This is a genomic window from Bradyrhizobium sp. WU425 (assembly GCF_021052305.1).
Classification (GTDB): Bacteria; Pseudomonadota; Alphaproteobacteria; order Rhizobiales; family Xanthobacteraceae; genus Bradyrhizobium; species Bradyrhizobium canariense_D.
Window position 1 is genome coordinate 585,478 of record NZ_CP088089.1, and the last position, 15,313, is coordinate 600,790.

The following is a 15,313-nucleotide window of genomic DNA, read 5'->3' on the forward strand; positions in this document are numbered from 1 at the left end:
CCTCACAACGCTTGTTCGACGATGCCGTCCGCGACCTGCTCCCGGCCGGCGTCCTCCGGCCGCATCGCGATCACCGCAATCAGCCCGAGGCCGACGCCGATCATCACATAGAAGATCGGCGCCAACGGGGAGCCGGTGAGCGCGATCAGCCATGTCACGAAGAACTGGGCAAAGCCGCCGAATACCAGCACCGCGACATTGTTGACGATGGCAAGCGCGGTCGAGCGGACCCGGATCGGGAACAGCTCGACCAGCGTGGTGCAGTAGACGCCGAGGAAGAAGGCGCTGAAGCAGCCGATGACGACCTGGGCGACCAGGAGCTTTGCGATCGACGGCTCGGAGATCACCCAGCTATAGAGCGGATAGAGCGAGACGAAATAGCCGATGAGCGAGACCAGCAGCAGCGGCTTGCGCGGGTAGCGGTCGGAGATGGCGCCGGGCAATGGGGACGACGATCACCATCACGATCGCCGCGATCATCTGAACCAGGAAGCTCTGCATCAGCGGCAGCTTCAGCACCTCCTTGGCGTACGTCACGGTGTAGCCGAAGGTGACGTAGAACGACACGGCGCTCGCCACCACCATGCCCATGCCGATCAGGAAATTGCGGCCGGGATTCTTCAGCGCGGCGATGAAATCCTCCTTGTGCACCGTCGCCATGCTGCGCCGGGACGCTTCGGGCTCGATGACGCTGGCGCGCATATAGAGCAGGATCGGAACGATCACGAGGCCGACGAAGAAGGGAATACGCCAGGCGCCGGCGGCAAGCTGCTCCTGCGTGAAGGTCAGCGTCAGGGCGGCGCCCAGCACTGCGCCGAGCACGTTGGCCATGAGCTGGCCGGCGATCTGCCACGAGCCATAGAAGCCGGTGCGGCCGGGAGGCGCCGCTTCGATCAGATAGGCGGTCGAGGTACCGAACTCGCCGCCGACCGAAAAGCCCTGTAACAGCCGCGCCAGCAGCACGATCAGGGGTGCCCCAATGCCGGCCGTGGCGTAGGTCGGCGTCAATGCCAACAGCGCGACCGACAGCGCCATGATGCCCATGCCAGCGTCATCGCCGCTTTCCGCCCCTTGCGATCGCCGAAATAGCCGAGCACGAGGCCGCCGATCGGTCGCATGAAGAAGCCGGTGCCGAACAGCGCGGTCGTCAGCAGTAGCGCGTTGATCTCACTGCCCGGAATTTTCGGGTCGACCGGAAAGAACAGGTTCTTGATGACCGGTGTCATCAGCGCGAACACGGTGAAGTCGTACCACTCCATTGCGTTGCCGGCGACCGCGGCCACGATGGCTTTCCTGTTCGTCTGCATCTCTCGCTTGCCTGTCCGGTTGCGCCTATTCGGCGAGTTGATGGGTGGCGTCGGCATCCTGCCATTCGTCGCCAACGAGTTCCGGCGTTGCGAAGGCCTTGAGGTTGGCGAAATGAATCTCGCGATCCTCGACGAAGAGGCGGCGGACGATGCCACGCGCGAGCCGGTCGGCGCCCTCGCTGATCGCGGGAATATCGCCGGAAAGCTTTCCGTGGCTCAGCGTCGCCGGATAGTTGAAACAGTGCAGCCGTGCCAGCATCGGGCAGGCGCCTGACTGCTTCTCCAGGAACTGAAAGCTGTCGCCGAGGTCGGGCGAGTTTTCCAGCTCCGCATTGTCCATGCCGTCAGGCGTCGGGAAGCGGTCGCTCCAGAAGCGGATATGCGGCGCAAACGCGGCAAGCTCGTCGCGCAACGCGAGGTCGACCTTGAAGCCGGTTCCGAAGATGATGAAGTCGGTCGCATAGCGGCCCTTCGGCGTCGTCACCATGAGATGATCCTCTTTGACGACGAGATCATCGATCGGACTTGCGAGATGGAAATGCGCCTGCGGATAGGCGGAGACGCGCAGCACGCTCTGCCGCGGCGGCGGCGTCTGCGCTTTCAGCGTGTGATCGAGGAAGCGCCATTTCCAGTCGTCCGTCAGGCCGGCAAAGCCGTGCACGACCCCTTGGCTGCCGATACCGGTGAACTTGTTGACGCGCGGGATGTCCGCGCGCCGGATGAAGAGGTCGAGGCGCGCGGCGCCCGACTCCAGCGCCATCGCCGCGTTGTCCATCGCGGATGCGCCCGCGCCGACGACGGCGACGCGCTTGCCGCGGAGCTTTTCGAAGTCGATAGGATCGGCGGAATGCGCCCAGAAGCGCCGGTCGATGCCGTCGGCGAGCGGCGGCACGTAAGCGCCGCCGAGGCCGTCGCGCCCCGTCGCCAGCACGACATGCCGGGCGAGAATGTGTCGCGACGTGCCGCTCTCGCTGATGTCGAGCGCGAACAATTCATCGGGGCGCGCGTGGATACGCGCAACCGAGACCCCGTTGCGGACCGGCAGGCCCAGCACTTTGCGGTACCATATCAAGTAATCCATCCATACCGTGCGCGGCGCGCGGTCGAGCGCCTGCCACGCCTGCTCGCCATATTGCGCTTCGTAGAAGGCGCGGAAGGTCAGCGCCGGCATGCCCATCGCGGGGCCGGTCAATTCCTTGGGCGAGCGCAGCGTCCGCATCCGCGCGAACGTGACCCAGGGACCTTCCTCGCCTGCGCACGCGCGGTCGAGCACGAGCTGGTTGTCGACGCCGAGACGCTTGAGCATGGCGGAGGCGACAAGGCCGGCCATGCCGGCACCGACGATGACGACGTCGAAGACACCCTCGCCATCGACGACGCGGCGGGGCACCCATGACTTGGCGGGCAGTTCGAGCCAGGCCAGATCCTGCTTCAGGCGCGCTTCAAGTGCCCCGAGGCCCGCCGCACCAGGTGTCATCGTCATGAGGAAGCTTTCTCGAATTGACTGGTTTCGTCGCCGGCCTCGGCTAGCGCGGTGGCGCCGCTATGCAGCCTTGCGCCCGGCATCAGCGCGACCGCGGCGCGCAGTGCGCCGTTGAGTGCGGCAACCGTTGGCGTCGGCTCGCGCCCGGTCGGCGCAATCGCGGCGAACAGGAACGAAATGGACACGTCCAACGGCCGGGTGACGACGCCTTCAACCGGCAGGCTGGACGTCAGCACCGGCTCGACCACGGCGATGCCGAGCGACTGCTTGGCCATGGCAATCGCCGTCAGGGAAGCGTTGGTATCGATGACCCCAGCGGGCACGACACCTTCACGCTCCAGCGCCTCCTCCACGCGGCGGCGAAGCCGGTAGGGGTTGGCCATCGTCAGCAGCCGGACGCCACCAAGGTCCTTCAGGCGAATGACCTTCTTCTTCGCCAGCGGGTGATCCAACGCGAGGCACGCAACGCACGGCACCTCGCAGACCCACTGCACGTCGAGCCCGGGATGCTGGATCGGCAGGCTCGCAAGACCGAAATCGATCGACTGCGACAGCACCGATTGCACCACATTCTCGGCCGAGAGCGCCTGCACGTGGATCTGGCTTGGTAGCAACTCGCGTTCGAGCGCTGCGAGCGCAGCCGGGACGAAGCCGGCCGCCAGCGCCGGGATCGCCGCCAGGCTGAGCACGGGAAGCGCACCCGCGCCGATCGCGTTGGCGCGCTGGCGGATGTGCTTCAGGCCCATCAGAAGCCGCTCGACCTCGGCATGAAACAAGACGCCTTTCGGCGTCGGGCTGATGCGCGGGCCATTCCGGGTGAACAGGAGATAGCCGACGTCAGCCTCGAGATCCTGGATCTGACGCGTCGTGACCGGCTGCGAACGGCCGAGCAACCGTGCCGCACCCGTGATGCTGCCGGCCGACATCACGGCGGCAAAGGCCTCGAGAAGGCGAATGTCGATAACGTCCTGGTTCATGGTCTGGTGCCCGCATTATGCGAATATAGAATGAACAATATTTCTTGATGTGCAATAGGCATTATGAGAAGTTGAGGTCATGTCGATGGAGCCGAACCCCTTTCGCCACCACAATCCGGCCGGACCGGCCTATCGGCGCGGCTGGGTCGATGAGGCCGTGGCGGCGATCGAGGCCGACCAGTGCCGCACCGCCGACACGCATCTGATCCGGCTGATCGTGCCGGCGCTATCAGGCATCGACATCTATCTGAAGGACGAGTCCACGCATCCGACCGGCAGCCTGAAGCACCGGCTCGCGCGCTCGCTCTTCCTCTACGCGCTCTGCAACGGCCACATCCGCGAAGGCACGCCCGTGGTGGAAGCCTCGTCGGGATCGACCGCGGTGTCGGAAGCCTATTTCGCACAGATGATCGGCGTGCCCTTCTATGCCGTGATGCCGCGCACGACATCGGCGGAGAAGATCGCCGCGATCGAGCATTATGGCGGCAACTGCCATCTGATCGATGACGGTCGTGCACTCTATGCGGAAGCGGCGGCGCTCGCCGCCCGCCTGAACGGCCACTATATGGACCAGTTCACTTTCGCCGAGCGCGCCACCGACTGGCGCGGCAACAACAACATCGCCGAATCGATCTTCACGCAATTGAAGGGCGAGACGCGTCCGTTGCCGGACTGGATCGTGATGGGGGCGGGCACCGGTGGCACCTCGGCCACGCTCGGACGCTATTTGCGCTATCGCCAGTACCCGACGCGGCTCTGCGTTGCCGATGTCGAGCATTCCGCCTTCTTCGACTGCTTCCGCTCGCAGGACCGCTCCCATGTTTGCGAGCGGCCTTCGCTGATCGAAGGCGTCGGTCGGCCCCGCTGCGAACCCTCCTTCGTGCCGGGCGTCGTCGATCGCATGATGAAGATCCCGGATGTCGCAACGATCGCAGCGATGAACGTGCTGTCGCGCCGGCTCCGCCGGCCAGTCGGCGGCTCGACCGGCACCAATTTCCTGGCGCTGTGCCGCATTGCCTCGGAGATGAGCAGCGCCGGTCAAACCGGATCGCTGGTCACGCTGATCTGCGATTCCGGCGAGCGCTACCGGCAGACCTATTATGATCCCACGTGGCTGAAAGCTCGCGGCCTTGATCCGATGCCGATCGAGGCTGCCCTGTCGGCGTTTCTCGATATGGCGCAGCCGCCGGCGCTCGCCGTCGAGGACGTCGCCAATCCACAGAGCTTGCGGAGCAATGCTTGACCACGCTGATCGAAACCATTGTCGGCGTGCCCGCGGCGTCGCGGCTCGGCCACGCTCTGAACGCCCGCACCGAGATTTTGCGCCTCAGCGAAGCGGCCCATGACGCGGTGCTGCTGCCGCGCGAGCCCGGCGGTCTGAGCCACGGCTTGCGGGCGGCACTCGCGGCGCGGATGTGCCGTCATGTCGGCGACGGGGCGCTGATCGCGCATTACGAATCCTACCTGGCGCATTCGAGCGATCTTGATTTGGCCGTGCTCACCCGGCCCGGCGGTGTGTGCGGCGATCCCCTTCACGATGCCATGGCCCGCCACGTCGATCTGCTGACGCTTTCGCCGCGCGAGGCGACGCGACAGGACATTGCGGCGCTGAAGGTGGCCGGCGTCAGCGAGGCCGATATCGTGCGGCTGTCCGAGCTTGGCGCCTTCGTGAACTACCAGCTGCGGGTCCTGGCCGGCCTCAGGCTCCTGAAAGAGGTCGAAGCCTGATGAGCGAGGTCGTCCATAGCTTCACCACCACGGTCCCGACCTGGTCGCCTTATGTCACGCCAGTCGAGCTCGCCTCGGCAACGCCCGAGCAGCTCGCGGCGATGAAGGTCACCCCCTCCAACAAGGGCGTCTCGCCTTACGTGCTGACGCTGGCGCATGACCCGGAGTCGCTCGCGGTGCGCTCGCCGCTGTTCAACCTCATTATGTATGGCAAGGACGGCCTGTCCCCGGCGGAGCGCGAGCTCGGCGCGCTGAGTGCCTCGGTCGTCAACCGCTGCATCTATTGCGCCGCCGTGCACGCCTCACGCTTCATCAATTACTCCGGGCGCAAAGAGGTCGTCGAGGAGATCTTTGCCGACGAGCGCGATGCCACGCTGGAGACGCGCCAGCAGGCATTGTTCAATTTCGCTACAAAACTCTCGACGACTCCGATCGAAGCGAGCGCAGACGATGCGCACGCACTTGGCGAGGCCGGGCTGAGCGAGCTTGAGCAGCTCGACCTGGTGCTGTCGGCCGCGATCTTCGGCTGGGCCAACCGGCTGATGCATACGCTGGGCGAGCCGCTGGTGCGGCCGGAAGCATCGTAACCGACGCCATCGGCTCGCCCCAAACCGAATGTCACGGCAACTTCACTTGCCTTGCGCGTGCGTGCGGGCGAGCTTCGCGGCTTCTTAACGAGGAGACCTGCCGTGCGCCTTCCCATTCTCGATCCGAAAGACCTGAGTGCCGAACAGAAGCCGCTCTATGACGACATGCGAGCGGGCATCAAGGACCACTTCAAGGGCTTTGTGAACATGCGCGACGACGGCGCGCTGCTCGGGCCCTGGAATCCATGGATCCGCGAGCCGCGCTTCGGCAAGCCTGTGTGGGAGCTGGTCAAGGCGATCGCGGCGAACCCGCTGCTGCCGGCTCCGGTGCGTGAGGTCGCGATCCTCGTCACCGGTTCGCATTTCCGCTCCGGCTACGAGCTCTATGCGCATGTGCTGGTCGCCGAGCAGCGCGGCCTCTCCGACGAGAAGCTCGCGATCATCGTCGCCGGGCAGCGGCCGGTCGATCTCACCAAGCAGGAGGCCGTCGCCTACGACGTGGCGTCCGCATTGGTCAGCGGCGGCGTGCTGCCTGAACTGACTTATCGGGCCGCGGTCAAGGAATTCGGCGAGCACGGCGCGGCCGAACTGTCCTATCTCGTCGGCATTTACTGCATGGTGTCGGTCACGCTGAACACGTTCGACGTGCCGGTGCCGGACTGACCACACTGCCCCAGCTGCTGGACTGGACGGAAGCGTCACGGTACCCTGCCGCCGCCATGGCGATGCATTCGCCGGTCACGATCGAAGTGCAATGAAGAGGGAACGACAGCCATGGACACGTTACGCCGCATCCTGCTCGCCGGACTGGCGGGACTCGCCGTTGCGCCGACCGCCGCTGGAGCCGCGCCCTCGACCGCGGCCGATGATGTGACGGTCGCCGAAGAGCGCTTTGCGCGCATGATCGCAGCTGCGCATGCGCCCGAAATCACCTGCGCGCGACAGGCCGAGCGTTATGCGGATGCGCATTGGCCAAACTACGTCGCGGCGGCGCGTTCCGTCATCGGGGCAAGAGCGTGAGGCATTCTCTTTCCTCTCCCGTTGCGGGAGACGGCAAGACGAGGTGCTTCACGTCCCCACCGCCCGCCTGACCTGCTCACCGATCTGCGACAGCACGAGCTGCGCCTGCGGCAGAATTGCGCCCATGGCTTGGAAATTGTGGACCATGCCCTCGTGGCAGACGTGCTCGACCGTGACGCCCGCAGCGAGCAGCTTGCGGGCATAGGCATTGCCCTCGTCGCGCATCGGGTCGAACTCCGCGGTGTGAATGATGGCGGTCGGCAAGCCCGCAAGCCGTGTCGCGCGCAAGGGCGAGATGCGGGGATCGGCAGCGTCCAAGGCTTCGGGCAGATAGTCGGCGAGATCGGCTTCGATCGTGACGCGGTCGATCAGGTGGCCCTCGGCGAACGCCTCGCGCGAAGGCGAGGCCTCCTCGAAATCCAGCACCGGGCAGATCAGGCATTGCGCGACGATGGAAAGACCAGCTGTCTGCGCCGCCTCCTGACACACGATCGCAGCGAGCGTTGCACCGGCGGAATCGCCGCCGAGCACCAGACGCCCGGCGTCGATGCCGAGCGATGCGGCCTCGCGCGCCACCCATTCGGTGGCAGCAATCGCATCGTCCACGGCGGCGGGGAATTTGTGCTCTGGCGCCAGCCGGTAATCGACCGAGACGAGGCGGCAACCGGTCGCATGTGCCAACGCCGCCGCGATGCGGTCATGCGTGGCGATGCTGCCGGCAACGAGCCCGCCGCCGTGAAAGAACACGAAGCCGGGCGCGCGATCATCGGCGCCTGCGGGTGAATAGAGACGATAGGGCAGCGCGCCGCCGGGACCAGGCAGCACGCCGTCGGACGTCGTCACGTCAGGCGCATCGGCGCGCGCAAACTGCATCAGCTTTGCCAATGATTGCCGCCGTGCTTCCACGCTCGGCCGGCTCCGTGCCTGCGGCGCAGCCGCAGCCATCATGGTCAACAAGCGCTTTGCGAGCGGATCGAGCGGCATGGTGCTTCCTTTCCCCTCACGGGAGGGTAACTCACCATTTTCCCGCAGGGAATCATTTAGAAATTGCGCCCAATAGTGGCGCTATAATGCGGCACCACGCCAAGGGAGAGGCCGGTCATGGCCGAGATCAAAAAGCCCATCGAATATTCGCCGAGCTGGACCTTCTTCGAGGGCAAATGGCACGACGGCAATGTGCCGATCATGGGTCCGCGCACGCATGCGGCCTGGCTCGGCTCGGTCGTGTTTGACGGCGCGCGGGCGTTCGAAGGCGTCGCGCCTGATCTCGACCGCCACGTCGCCCGCGCCAATCAATCCGCGATCAACTTTGGCCTGAAGCCGGTGGTCGATACCGGAACCTGGATGACACTCGCAAACGAGGGCATCGCACGCTTCGCGCCGAATGCCGAGCTCTACGTTCGTCCGATGTACTGGGCGCGGAACGGCGCGGGCGGCGGCGTGCTGTTCGACCCCGAGACCACCGATTGGTGCCTGTGCATCTACGAGGCGCCGATGCCAAAGCCGGTCGGCAACGCGATCACGCTGTCGCCGTTCCGCAGGCCCACCGCCGAATGCGCCCCGGTTGAGGCCAAGGCCGCCTGTCTCTATCCGAACAATTCGCGCGCGCTTGCCGAGGCCGCCTCGCGCGGCTTCCAGAACGCGCTGATGCTCGACATGCTCGGCAACGTCGCGGAGTTCGGCAATTCCAACGTGTTCATGGCCAAGGACGGCGTGGTCTACACGCCGGTGCCGAACGGCACCTTCCTCAACGGCATCACCCGCCAGCGCGTCATCAGCCTGCTTCGCGCCGACGGCGTCAACGTGGTCGAGAAGACGCTGCGTTACGCCGACTTCCTCGCCGCCGACGAGATCTTTTCGACCGGCAATTTCGCAAAAGTCGCGCCGGTGATCCGCATCGACGATCGCGAGCTGCAGCCGGGCCCGCTCTACACGCGCGCGCGCAAGCTCTATTGGGACTTTGCCCACGCAGTGAAGCTGGCGGCGTAGCTTCCCCACCTTCGCCGGTACGACGGCGGAGTTGTGGCAGCAAGGCGCGTTAGCGCGTGGCAGGAACCCTACTCGTCCTTCTTCGACATCCGCTCGAGGCGTTCCTGCATATCCTTCATCTGCTGGCGCAGATCGTCGATATTGCTGTCCTTCGGGGCTTCGGCGGCCGGCTCGGGCGCCGGCTCCGCGGAGCCCGCGGGGCGGGCTGCGCCGGGCGCGAAAGGCTTGAACATCGAGAAGGTCTGCTGGAACAGCTCCATGTTGCGGCGGACCTGTTCCTCCAGCGGCGCAAACGGGGTTCCGGACAGCGAGGTGGCGATCTGCTTGCGGAACTTCTCCTGCTCCTGCGTGAGCGAGGCGATGGCCTGCTCCAGATATTTCGGCACCACCATCTGCATGCTGTCGCCGTAGAAGCGGATGAGCTGGCGCAGGAAGGTGGTCGGGAGCAGGTTCTGGCCGGCCTTGTTCTCCTGCTCGAAGATGATCTGGGCAAGCACGGAGCGGGTGATGTCGTCGCCGGTCTTGGCGTCGTAAACTAGGAAATCTTCGCCGTCCTTGACCATGGCGGCGAGGTCTTCCAGCGTCACGTAAGTGCTCGTCCCGGTGTTATAGAGCCGGCGGTTCGCGTATTTCTTGATGGTGGTGGGTTGGTCTGATTTCGCCATGGGCTCTCACTTGCAAGACGCGGAGAACGGGAACCTGACGGGCTATGCCGCAGGGCGGGAAGAGTACGCAACGCAACAAAATAAGCATTTTCAAAGGGGTCACGCTACCGTTTTGTGCGCCACGGTTAATCGGGCAGCAAAAACGTGCTTGCGAAAGCGCCAAGAACGCTATTTTGAATGCGCTGCGGGATGAATTCGGCCGCCGGCCGATTGACATGCCTCAACGACGTTAACAGGATGCCGTCCGAGACTGGCGAGCCGTTTCCCCAGCCCCGTCTGCCCCCATTCAACCCAGGAGATGCCCATGTCAGACGATGTCGTCATCGTCAGCGCCGCCCGCACCCCGGTCGGAAGCTTCAACGGAGCGTTCGCAACCCTTCCCGCCCATGATCTCGGCGCCATTGCCATCAAGGCCGCGCTGGAGCGCGGCGGCATCGAGCCCGGCCGGGTCTCCGAAGTCATCATGGGCCAGATCCTGACCGCCGCCCAGGGCCAGAACCCGGCCCGTCAGGCTTCGATCAATGCCGGCATTCCGGTCGAGAGCCCGGCCTGGGGTGTCAACCAGCTCTGCGGCTCGGGCCTGCGCACCGTTGCGCTCGGCTATCAGGCGCTGCTCAACGGCGATTCCGAGATCGTGGTCGCCGGCGGCCAGGAATCCATGAGCATGGCTCCGCACGCCCAGTACCTGCGTGGCGGCGTCAAGATGGGTGCAGTCGAATTCATCGACACCATGATCAAGGACGGACTGTGGGACGCCTTCAACGGCTATCACATGGGCAACACCGCCGAGAACGTCGCGCGGCAGTGGCAGATCACCCGCGCCCAGCAGGACGAGTTCGCGGTCGCCTCGCAGCAGAAGGCCGAAGCCGCGCAGAAGGCCGGTAAATTCAACGACGAAATCGTTCCGGTCACCATCAAGGGACGCAAGGGCGATGTCGTCGTCAGCGCCGACGAATATCCGCGCCATGGCGCAACGGTCGACGCGATGGCGAAGCTTCGTCCCGCCTTCGAGAAGGACGGCACGGTCACCGCGGGGTCGGCGTCCGGCATCAACGACGGCGCTGCTGCCGTGGTGCTGATGACCGCCAAGCAGGCCGCCAAGGAAGGCAAGAAGCCGCTCGCGCGCATCGTGTCCTGGGCGCAGGCGGGCGTCGATCCGAAGATCATGGGCTCGGGCCCGATCCCGGCCTCGCGTGCCGCGCTGAAGAAGGCCGGCTGGAACGTCGGCGATCTCGACCTGATCGAGGCCAACGAAGCCTTCGCTGCGCAAGCCTGTGCCGTCAACAAGGACCTCGGCTGGGATACCTCCAAGGTCAACGTCAACGGCGGCGCGATCGCGATCGGCCATCCGGTCGGTGCCTCCGGCGCCCGCGTGCTGGTGACGCTGCTCCACGAGATGCAGAAGCGCGATTCGAAGAAGGGCCTCGCCACGCTGTGCATCGGTGGCGGCATGGGTATCGCGATGTGTGTGGCGCGCGACTGAGATAGTTGACGCGTCATTTGCGCGTGCGCTGCACACGTGACTGAGTGCGTTGCACGCGATTAAAAAGGCAGCGGTTGCAAATCAATTATTCTTCGCAACCGTACAAGCCTCGACTAAAGAGAAACGCCCGGCTCGATGCCGGGCGTTTTGTTCTTGATGTCCGTCAAACGTCCCCCATAATCCGCACTTAAAAACGATCACTCAGAAACGTCCGAAGAGTCCAAGGGAAGGAAATACGATATGGCACGTGTTGCATTGGTGACGGGTGGTACGCGGGGCATCGGAGCTGCGATCAGCAAGGCGCTGAAGGCGGCCGGCTACAAGGTTGCGGCGAGCTATGCCGGCAACGACGCGGCGGCAGAGAAGTTCAAGGCCGAGACCGGCATCGCCGTCTACAAATGGGACGTCAGCAGTTTCGATGCCTGCGCCGAGGGTGTGAAGAAGGTCGAGGCCGAGGTCGGCCCGATCGACGTGCTCGTCAACAATGCCGGCATCACCCGCGACACCGCCTTCCACAAGATGACGCTCGATCAGTGGAACGCCGTCATCAATACCAATCTCGGTTCGCTGTTCAACATGACGCGTCCCATCATTGAAGGCATGCGTGCGCGCAAGTTCGGCCGCATCATTTCGATCTCGTCGATCAACGGTCAAAAGGGACAGTTTGGCCAGGTCAACTATTCCGCGGCGAAGGCCGGTGACATCGGCTTCACCAAGGCACTCGCGCTCGAGAACGCCAAGGGCGGCATCACCGTCAACGCGATCTGCCCCGGCTACATCAACACCGAAATGGTGCAGGCCGTGCCAAAGGACGTCCTGGAAAAGAACGTGATCCCGCAGATCCCGGTTAACCGGCTCGGCGAACCGGAAGAGATCGCACGTGCGGTCGTGTTCCTGGCGGCGGACGAGGCCGGCTTCATGACCGGCTCGACGCTGACCATCAATGGCGGCCAATATCAGGCCTGATGGCGCCCATTCTCTTGGCGCAACGTCGCTGAGGCAAAATATGTAGCTTCAGTCGCGACAAGGCGATAGTGAAGACGAAAATGCCCGGCCTTGTGCCGGGCATAAACGTCCTCCGAGCCTTTGATCGATGACTCCCCGCACCGCAACGCTGATCGGATTGACCGCGATCCTGATGTGGTCGCTGCTGTCAGTGATGACGGTGGCGACCGGAAAGATCCCGGCATTCCAGCTGGCCGCGATGACGTTCGCGATCGGCGGGCTCGTCGGCCTGCTCACCTGGATCGGCCGCGGCGCAGCGGCCAAAAGCCTGCGTCAGCCGCTGGTCGTGTGGATCGTCGGTGTCGGCGGACTGTTCGGCTATCACGCGCTGTATTTCCTCGCGCTGCGCTTTGCGCCACCGGCTGAAGCCGGCCTGCTGAATTATCTGTGGCCGCTCCTGATCGTGCTGTTCTCGTCGTTTCTGCCGGGCGAGCGGCTTGCCGTGCATCACGTCGTTGGCGCCCTGCTCGGCCTCGTCGGCACCGTGCTGCTGTTCGCCGGTAACACCTCGGGCTTCACGCAGGGACAATTGCCGGGTTTGGCCGCGGCCTTCATCGCAGCGTTCGTGTGGGCGATCTATTCGGTGTTGTCGCGGCGACTGAAGGCGGTGCCGACCGATGCGGTCGCGGGATTCTGCCTCGCCACCGCGGTGCTCGCCGCGCTGATGCATGGACTGCTTGAAACCACGGTGTGGCCGGACACGACGCTGCAATGGCTCTCCGTCATCGCGCTCGGCATCGGCCCCGTCGGTGCTGCGTTCTACGCCTGGGACATCGGCATGAAGCGTGGCGACATCCGCGTGCTCGGCGCCGCCTCCTATGCGACGCCGCTGCTCTCGACCGGCTTCCTCCTCGCCGCTGGCTTTGCCAATGCCAGCGCCAACATCACCATCGCCGCGATCCTGATCGCCGGCGGCGGCCTGATTGCGGCGAAGGACATGTTGCTGCGGAAGCGGTAGCATCATTGCCGGCGCAAGCCGAAGCGACAGGGCCTTAGGGCTCCCAGCCCTTCGGCGCGAGCTCGAACTTCGCGAACTCGAAGGCGGGCGCCACGGTGCAGCCGACCAGGGTCCACTCGCCGGTGGTCTCTGCCGTCTGCCACGCATCGGCCGGCACGATCGCCTGTGGCCGCTCGCCGTTCAACAGGTCCGTACCGAGCCGTACCTCGTGCTGGGAGCAGCCTTCGTGCGCTATCCGCAGGGTCAGCGGGCTGCCGGCGTAATAGTGCCAGCTCTCGACAGCATCGATGCGATGCCAGTGCGAACGCTCGCCGCGCGCCAGCAGAAAATAGATCAGGGTCGAGCGCGCGCGGCCGTTGGCGTCGGTGGTCTGGTCGCGAAACGTCTCTCGGTAATGCCCGCCTTCGGGATGCGGGCGGAGTTCGAGGCGCGCGATGATCTCGGCTGCGGTCGGCATCGATTCCCGTCAGGATCTGTTCTTCAAGACTTGTTCTTGCGCTCGCGCAGCTCGCCGAACACCGCGGTGGCATCCGCGCCCTTCATGTGCAGCCTGGCTGCGATCGAGGGTTCGTCGGCGCGCAGGAACACGTTTGTCCGCTTCTCGTCACCAAGCAGCGCGGGAATGGTCGGCTTGTTCTCGGCCCGCAGCCTCGCCACCTCCGCCGCGCGCGCCTGCAGCGCCGCATTGTCGGGGTCGACGGTCAGCGCGAACTTGACGTTGGAGGCCGTGTATTCATGGCCGCAATAGAGCTTGAAGTCGTCGGGCAGGGCACGCAGCTTCAGAAGCGAATCCCACATCATCGGATAGGTGCCCTCGAACACGCGGCCGCAGCCGATCGAGAACAGCGTGTCGCCGGCGAACAGCGCTTTGTCGGTGTCGAACACATAGGAGATGTGGTCGAGCGTGTGGCCGGGCGTCTCCAGTACGCGCCCCAGCAAGCTGCCGACCCTGACGATTTCGGCATTGGCGACGCGCAGGTCGACGTCTGCGATCTCCGTCGTCTTGTCATGCGGCGCGACGACGCGGCAATTGTATCTCTGCTTGAGTTCGGCGACCCCGCCGACATGATCGCCATGATGATGGGTGATCAGAATGTCGGTGAGCTGCCACCCCTCGCGCTCGAGCGCCCTCACGATGGGGCCGGCCTCCGGCGCGTCGATCGACGCCGTCGCCTTGGTTTCCACATCGTGGATGAGGTAACCGAAATTGTCGTTTAAACAGGTGAAAGTACGAATTTCGGCGGCCATGTCATCTCCGATCGCGCTCAGCTCCGTCAGACAAATATGGCGTTAACGTTGCGCAGGCAATGCAATATTCCGCGCACGGGGGCCGCCTCGTGCATGTTACATTGCGATCATGACCATTGATGTCGTCGACCTCCGCGAGTTCTACTCCCGTCGCCTCGGGATTGTGGCGCGGCAAATGATCAATCGCGGCATTCGGGAGCGCTGGCCGCGCGTCGATGGCCAGCGGGTGCTCGGCTTCGGCTATCCCACGCCCTATCTCGGGTTGTTCCGCGAGGACGCGGAGCGCTGCATCGCCTTCATGCCCTCGGCCCAGGGCGTCCTGAAATGGCCCACCGGACGGCCGGCGCTTGCCTCGCTGGTGGACGAGTTCTCGCTGCCGCTTCCCGACGCCGCGGTCGATCGCATCCTGCTGGTCCACGCACTGGAAATGTCGGACGATCCGGCCGCGCTGCTGCGCGAGGCATGGCGCGTGCTGTCGCCGTCCGGTCGCGTGATTGCGGTCATCCCGAACCGGCGCGGGGTGTGGACCCGCACCGACAGCACGCCGTTCGGTCACGGCCGGCCCTATTCGCGTTCGCAGATCACGGACCTGTTGCGCCAGACCTGGTTCACCCCGACCGCCTGGGGCGAGGCGCTGTTCATGCCGCCCTATGCCGGGGGCTGGGTGCTGAAATCCGCACAGATGTGGGAGCGGGCCGGCGCGGCGCTGTCGCTGCCCTTCGCCGGCGTGCACATCGTCGAGGCGACCAAGCAGGTCTACCGCGCGATCCCCGCCAAGCGCGAGCGGGCGCGGCTCATTCCATCACTGGCGAAGCCGGTGCTGGTACCATCCTCGACGACGGCGACGCGCGGCTAAAAACAAA

The 15,313-nt window shown here is 64.9% G+C and carries 19 protein-coding genes; 10 read left to right on the top strand and 9 right to left on the bottom strand.

What is annotated here, in order from left to right:
- Positions 1-2 precede the first annotated feature (2 nt).
- Genes BcanWU425_RS02685 through BcanWU425_RS02700 form a run of 5 tightly spaced genes read right to left on the bottom strand, consistent with a single transcriptional unit; the run spans position 3 to position 3,767 of the window.
- On the bottom strand, positions 3-443 hold the full coding sequence (locus BcanWU425_RS02685) for an MFS transporter (RefSeq protein WP_231189746.1): 441 nt from the start codon (positions 441-443) through the stop codon (positions 3-5).
- Complete coding sequence (locus BcanWU425_RS02690) at positions 352-1,044, bottom strand: MFS transporter (protein ID WP_268738922.1); 693 nt, start codon at positions 1,042-1,044, stop codon at positions 352-354. The genes BcanWU425_RS02685 and BcanWU425_RS02690 overlap by 92 nt, the downstream gene beginning before the upstream one ends.
- Entirely contained in the window at positions 1,005-1,307 is a 303-nt protein-coding gene (locus BcanWU425_RS37370) for an MFS transporter (protein ID WP_268738923.1), read from the bottom strand. Before BcanWU425_RS37370 ends, BcanWU425_RS02690 begins: the two co-directional genes overlap by 40 nt.
- Positions 1,308-1,332: 25 nt before the next feature.
- Positions 1,333-2,790 carry an NAD(P)-binding domain-containing protein gene (locus BcanWU425_RS02695; protein WP_018452870.1) on the bottom strand — a complete coding sequence of 486 codons (1,458 nt, stop codon included), beginning with the start codon at positions 2,788-2,790 and terminating at the stop codon, positions 1,333-1,335.
- The gene (locus BcanWU425_RS02700) at positions 2,787-3,767 is read right to left on the bottom strand and encodes a LysR family transcriptional regulator (RefSeq protein ID WP_204512807.1); all 981 of its coding nucleotides are present in this window, start codon (positions 3,765-3,767) and stop codon (positions 2,787-2,789) included. The genes BcanWU425_RS02695 and BcanWU425_RS02700 overlap by 4 nt, the downstream gene beginning before the upstream one ends.
- A gap of 85 nt (positions 3,768-3,852) precedes the next feature.
- Here BcanWU425_RS02700 and BcanWU425_RS02705 point away from each other — a divergent pair, with 85 nt between their 5' ends.
- From BcanWU425_RS02705 to BcanWU425_RS02725, 5 genes are all read left to right on the top strand, one after another.
- Positions 3,853-5,010 (top strand): PLP-dependent cysteine synthase family protein, encoded by a 1,158-nt coding sequence (locus tag BcanWU425_RS02705; protein WP_231190994.1) that lies wholly within the window; start codon positions 3,853-3,855, stop codon positions 5,008-5,010.
- On the top strand, positions 5,007-5,495 hold the full coding sequence (locus BcanWU425_RS02710; RefSeq protein WP_018452873.1) for a CMD domain-containing protein: 489 nt from the start codon (positions 5,007-5,009) through the stop codon (positions 5,493-5,495). Before BcanWU425_RS02705 ends, BcanWU425_RS02710 begins: the two co-directional genes overlap by 4 nt.
- Positions 5,495-6,082 carry a peroxidase-related enzyme gene (locus BcanWU425_RS02715; RefSeq protein WP_018452874.1) on the top strand — a complete coding sequence of 196 codons (588 nt, stop codon included), beginning with the start codon at positions 5,495-5,497 and terminating at the stop codon, positions 6,080-6,082. The genes BcanWU425_RS02710 and BcanWU425_RS02715 overlap by 1 nt, the downstream gene beginning before the upstream one ends.
- A 102-nt stretch (positions 6,083-6,184) precedes the next feature.
- Positions 6,185-6,745, top strand: coding sequence for a carboxymuconolactone decarboxylase family protein (locus BcanWU425_RS02720; RefSeq protein ID WP_204512806.1), 561 nt, complete (start codon positions 6,185-6,187; stop codon positions 6,743-6,745).
- A 111-nt stretch (positions 6,746-6,856) separates the two neighbouring features.
- The gene (locus BcanWU425_RS02725) at positions 6,857-7,102 is read left to right on the top strand and encodes a hypothetical protein (protein WP_204512805.1); all 246 of its coding nucleotides are present in this window, start codon (positions 6,857-6,859) and stop codon (positions 7,100-7,102) included.
- A gap of 48 nt (positions 7,103-7,150) precedes the next feature.
- Here the strand turns inward: BcanWU425_RS02725 and BcanWU425_RS02730 are convergent, their stop codons facing one another.
- Positions 7,151-8,086: an alpha/beta hydrolase gene (locus BcanWU425_RS02730; protein ID WP_204512804.1), complete on the bottom strand. Its 936-nt coding sequence runs from the start codon at positions 8,084-8,086 to the stop codon at positions 7,151-7,153.
- A 117-nt stretch (positions 8,087-8,203) separates the two neighbouring features.
- Between BcanWU425_RS02730 and BcanWU425_RS02735 the strand changes: the two genes are divergently transcribed.
- Positions 8,204-9,091 carry a branched-chain amino acid aminotransferase gene (locus tag BcanWU425_RS02735; protein WP_204512803.1) on the top strand — a complete coding sequence of 296 codons (888 nt, stop codon included), beginning with the start codon at positions 8,204-8,206 and terminating at the stop codon, positions 9,089-9,091.
- Positions 9,092-9,159: 68 nt separating this feature from the next.
- Here the strand turns inward: BcanWU425_RS02735 and phaR are convergent, their stop codons facing one another.
- Positions 9,160-9,756, bottom strand: a complete 597-nt coding sequence (gene phaR, locus BcanWU425_RS02740; RefSeq protein WP_018452879.1) for a polyhydroxyalkanoate synthesis repressor PhaR — start codon at positions 9,754-9,756, stop codon at positions 9,160-9,162.
- A 304-nt stretch (positions 9,757-10,060) separates the two neighbouring features.
- On the opposite strand from phaR, the gene BcanWU425_RS02745 reads away from it, so the two are divergent.
- The 3 genes from BcanWU425_RS02745 (at position 10,061) to yddG (ending at position 13,202) form a co-directional block, all read left to right on the top strand.
- Entirely contained in the window at positions 10,061-11,239 is a 1,179-nt protein-coding gene (locus BcanWU425_RS02745; protein WP_018452880.1) for an acetyl-CoA C-acetyltransferase, read from the top strand.
- A gap of 240 nt (positions 11,240-11,479) precedes the next feature.
- Positions 11,480-12,205 (top strand): acetoacetyl-CoA reductase, encoded by a 726-nt coding sequence (gene phbB / locus BcanWU425_RS02750; protein WP_085348404.1) that lies wholly within the window; start codon positions 11,480-11,482, stop codon positions 12,203-12,205.
- 127 nt (positions 12,206-12,332) lie between these two features.
- On the top strand, positions 12,333-13,202 hold the full coding sequence (yddG, locus tag BcanWU425_RS02755; protein ID WP_204512802.1) for an aromatic amino acid exporter YddG: 870 nt from the start codon (positions 12,333-12,335) through the stop codon (positions 13,200-13,202).
- A 34-nt stretch (positions 13,203-13,236) separates the two neighbouring features.
- Here the strand turns inward: yddG and BcanWU425_RS02760 are convergent, their stop codons facing one another.
- The gene (locus BcanWU425_RS02760) at positions 13,237-13,659 is read right to left on the bottom strand and encodes a cupin domain-containing protein (RefSeq protein WP_018452883.1); all 423 of its coding nucleotides are present in this window, start codon (positions 13,657-13,659) and stop codon (positions 13,237-13,239) included.
- Positions 13,660-13,682: 23 nt separating this feature from the next.
- Complete coding sequence (gene gloB, locus BcanWU425_RS02765; RefSeq protein WP_085348403.1) at positions 13,683-14,450, bottom strand: hydroxyacylglutathione hydrolase; 768 nt, start codon at positions 14,448-14,450, stop codon at positions 13,683-13,685.
- A 109-nt stretch (positions 14,451-14,559) separates the two neighbouring features.
- On the opposite strand from gloB, the gene BcanWU425_RS02770 reads away from it, so the two are divergent.
- Positions 14,560-15,306, top strand: coding sequence for a class I SAM-dependent methyltransferase (locus tag BcanWU425_RS02770; protein ID WP_007599158.1), 747 nt, complete (start codon positions 14,560-14,562; stop codon positions 15,304-15,306).
- Positions 15,307-15,313 lie beyond the last annotated feature (7 nt).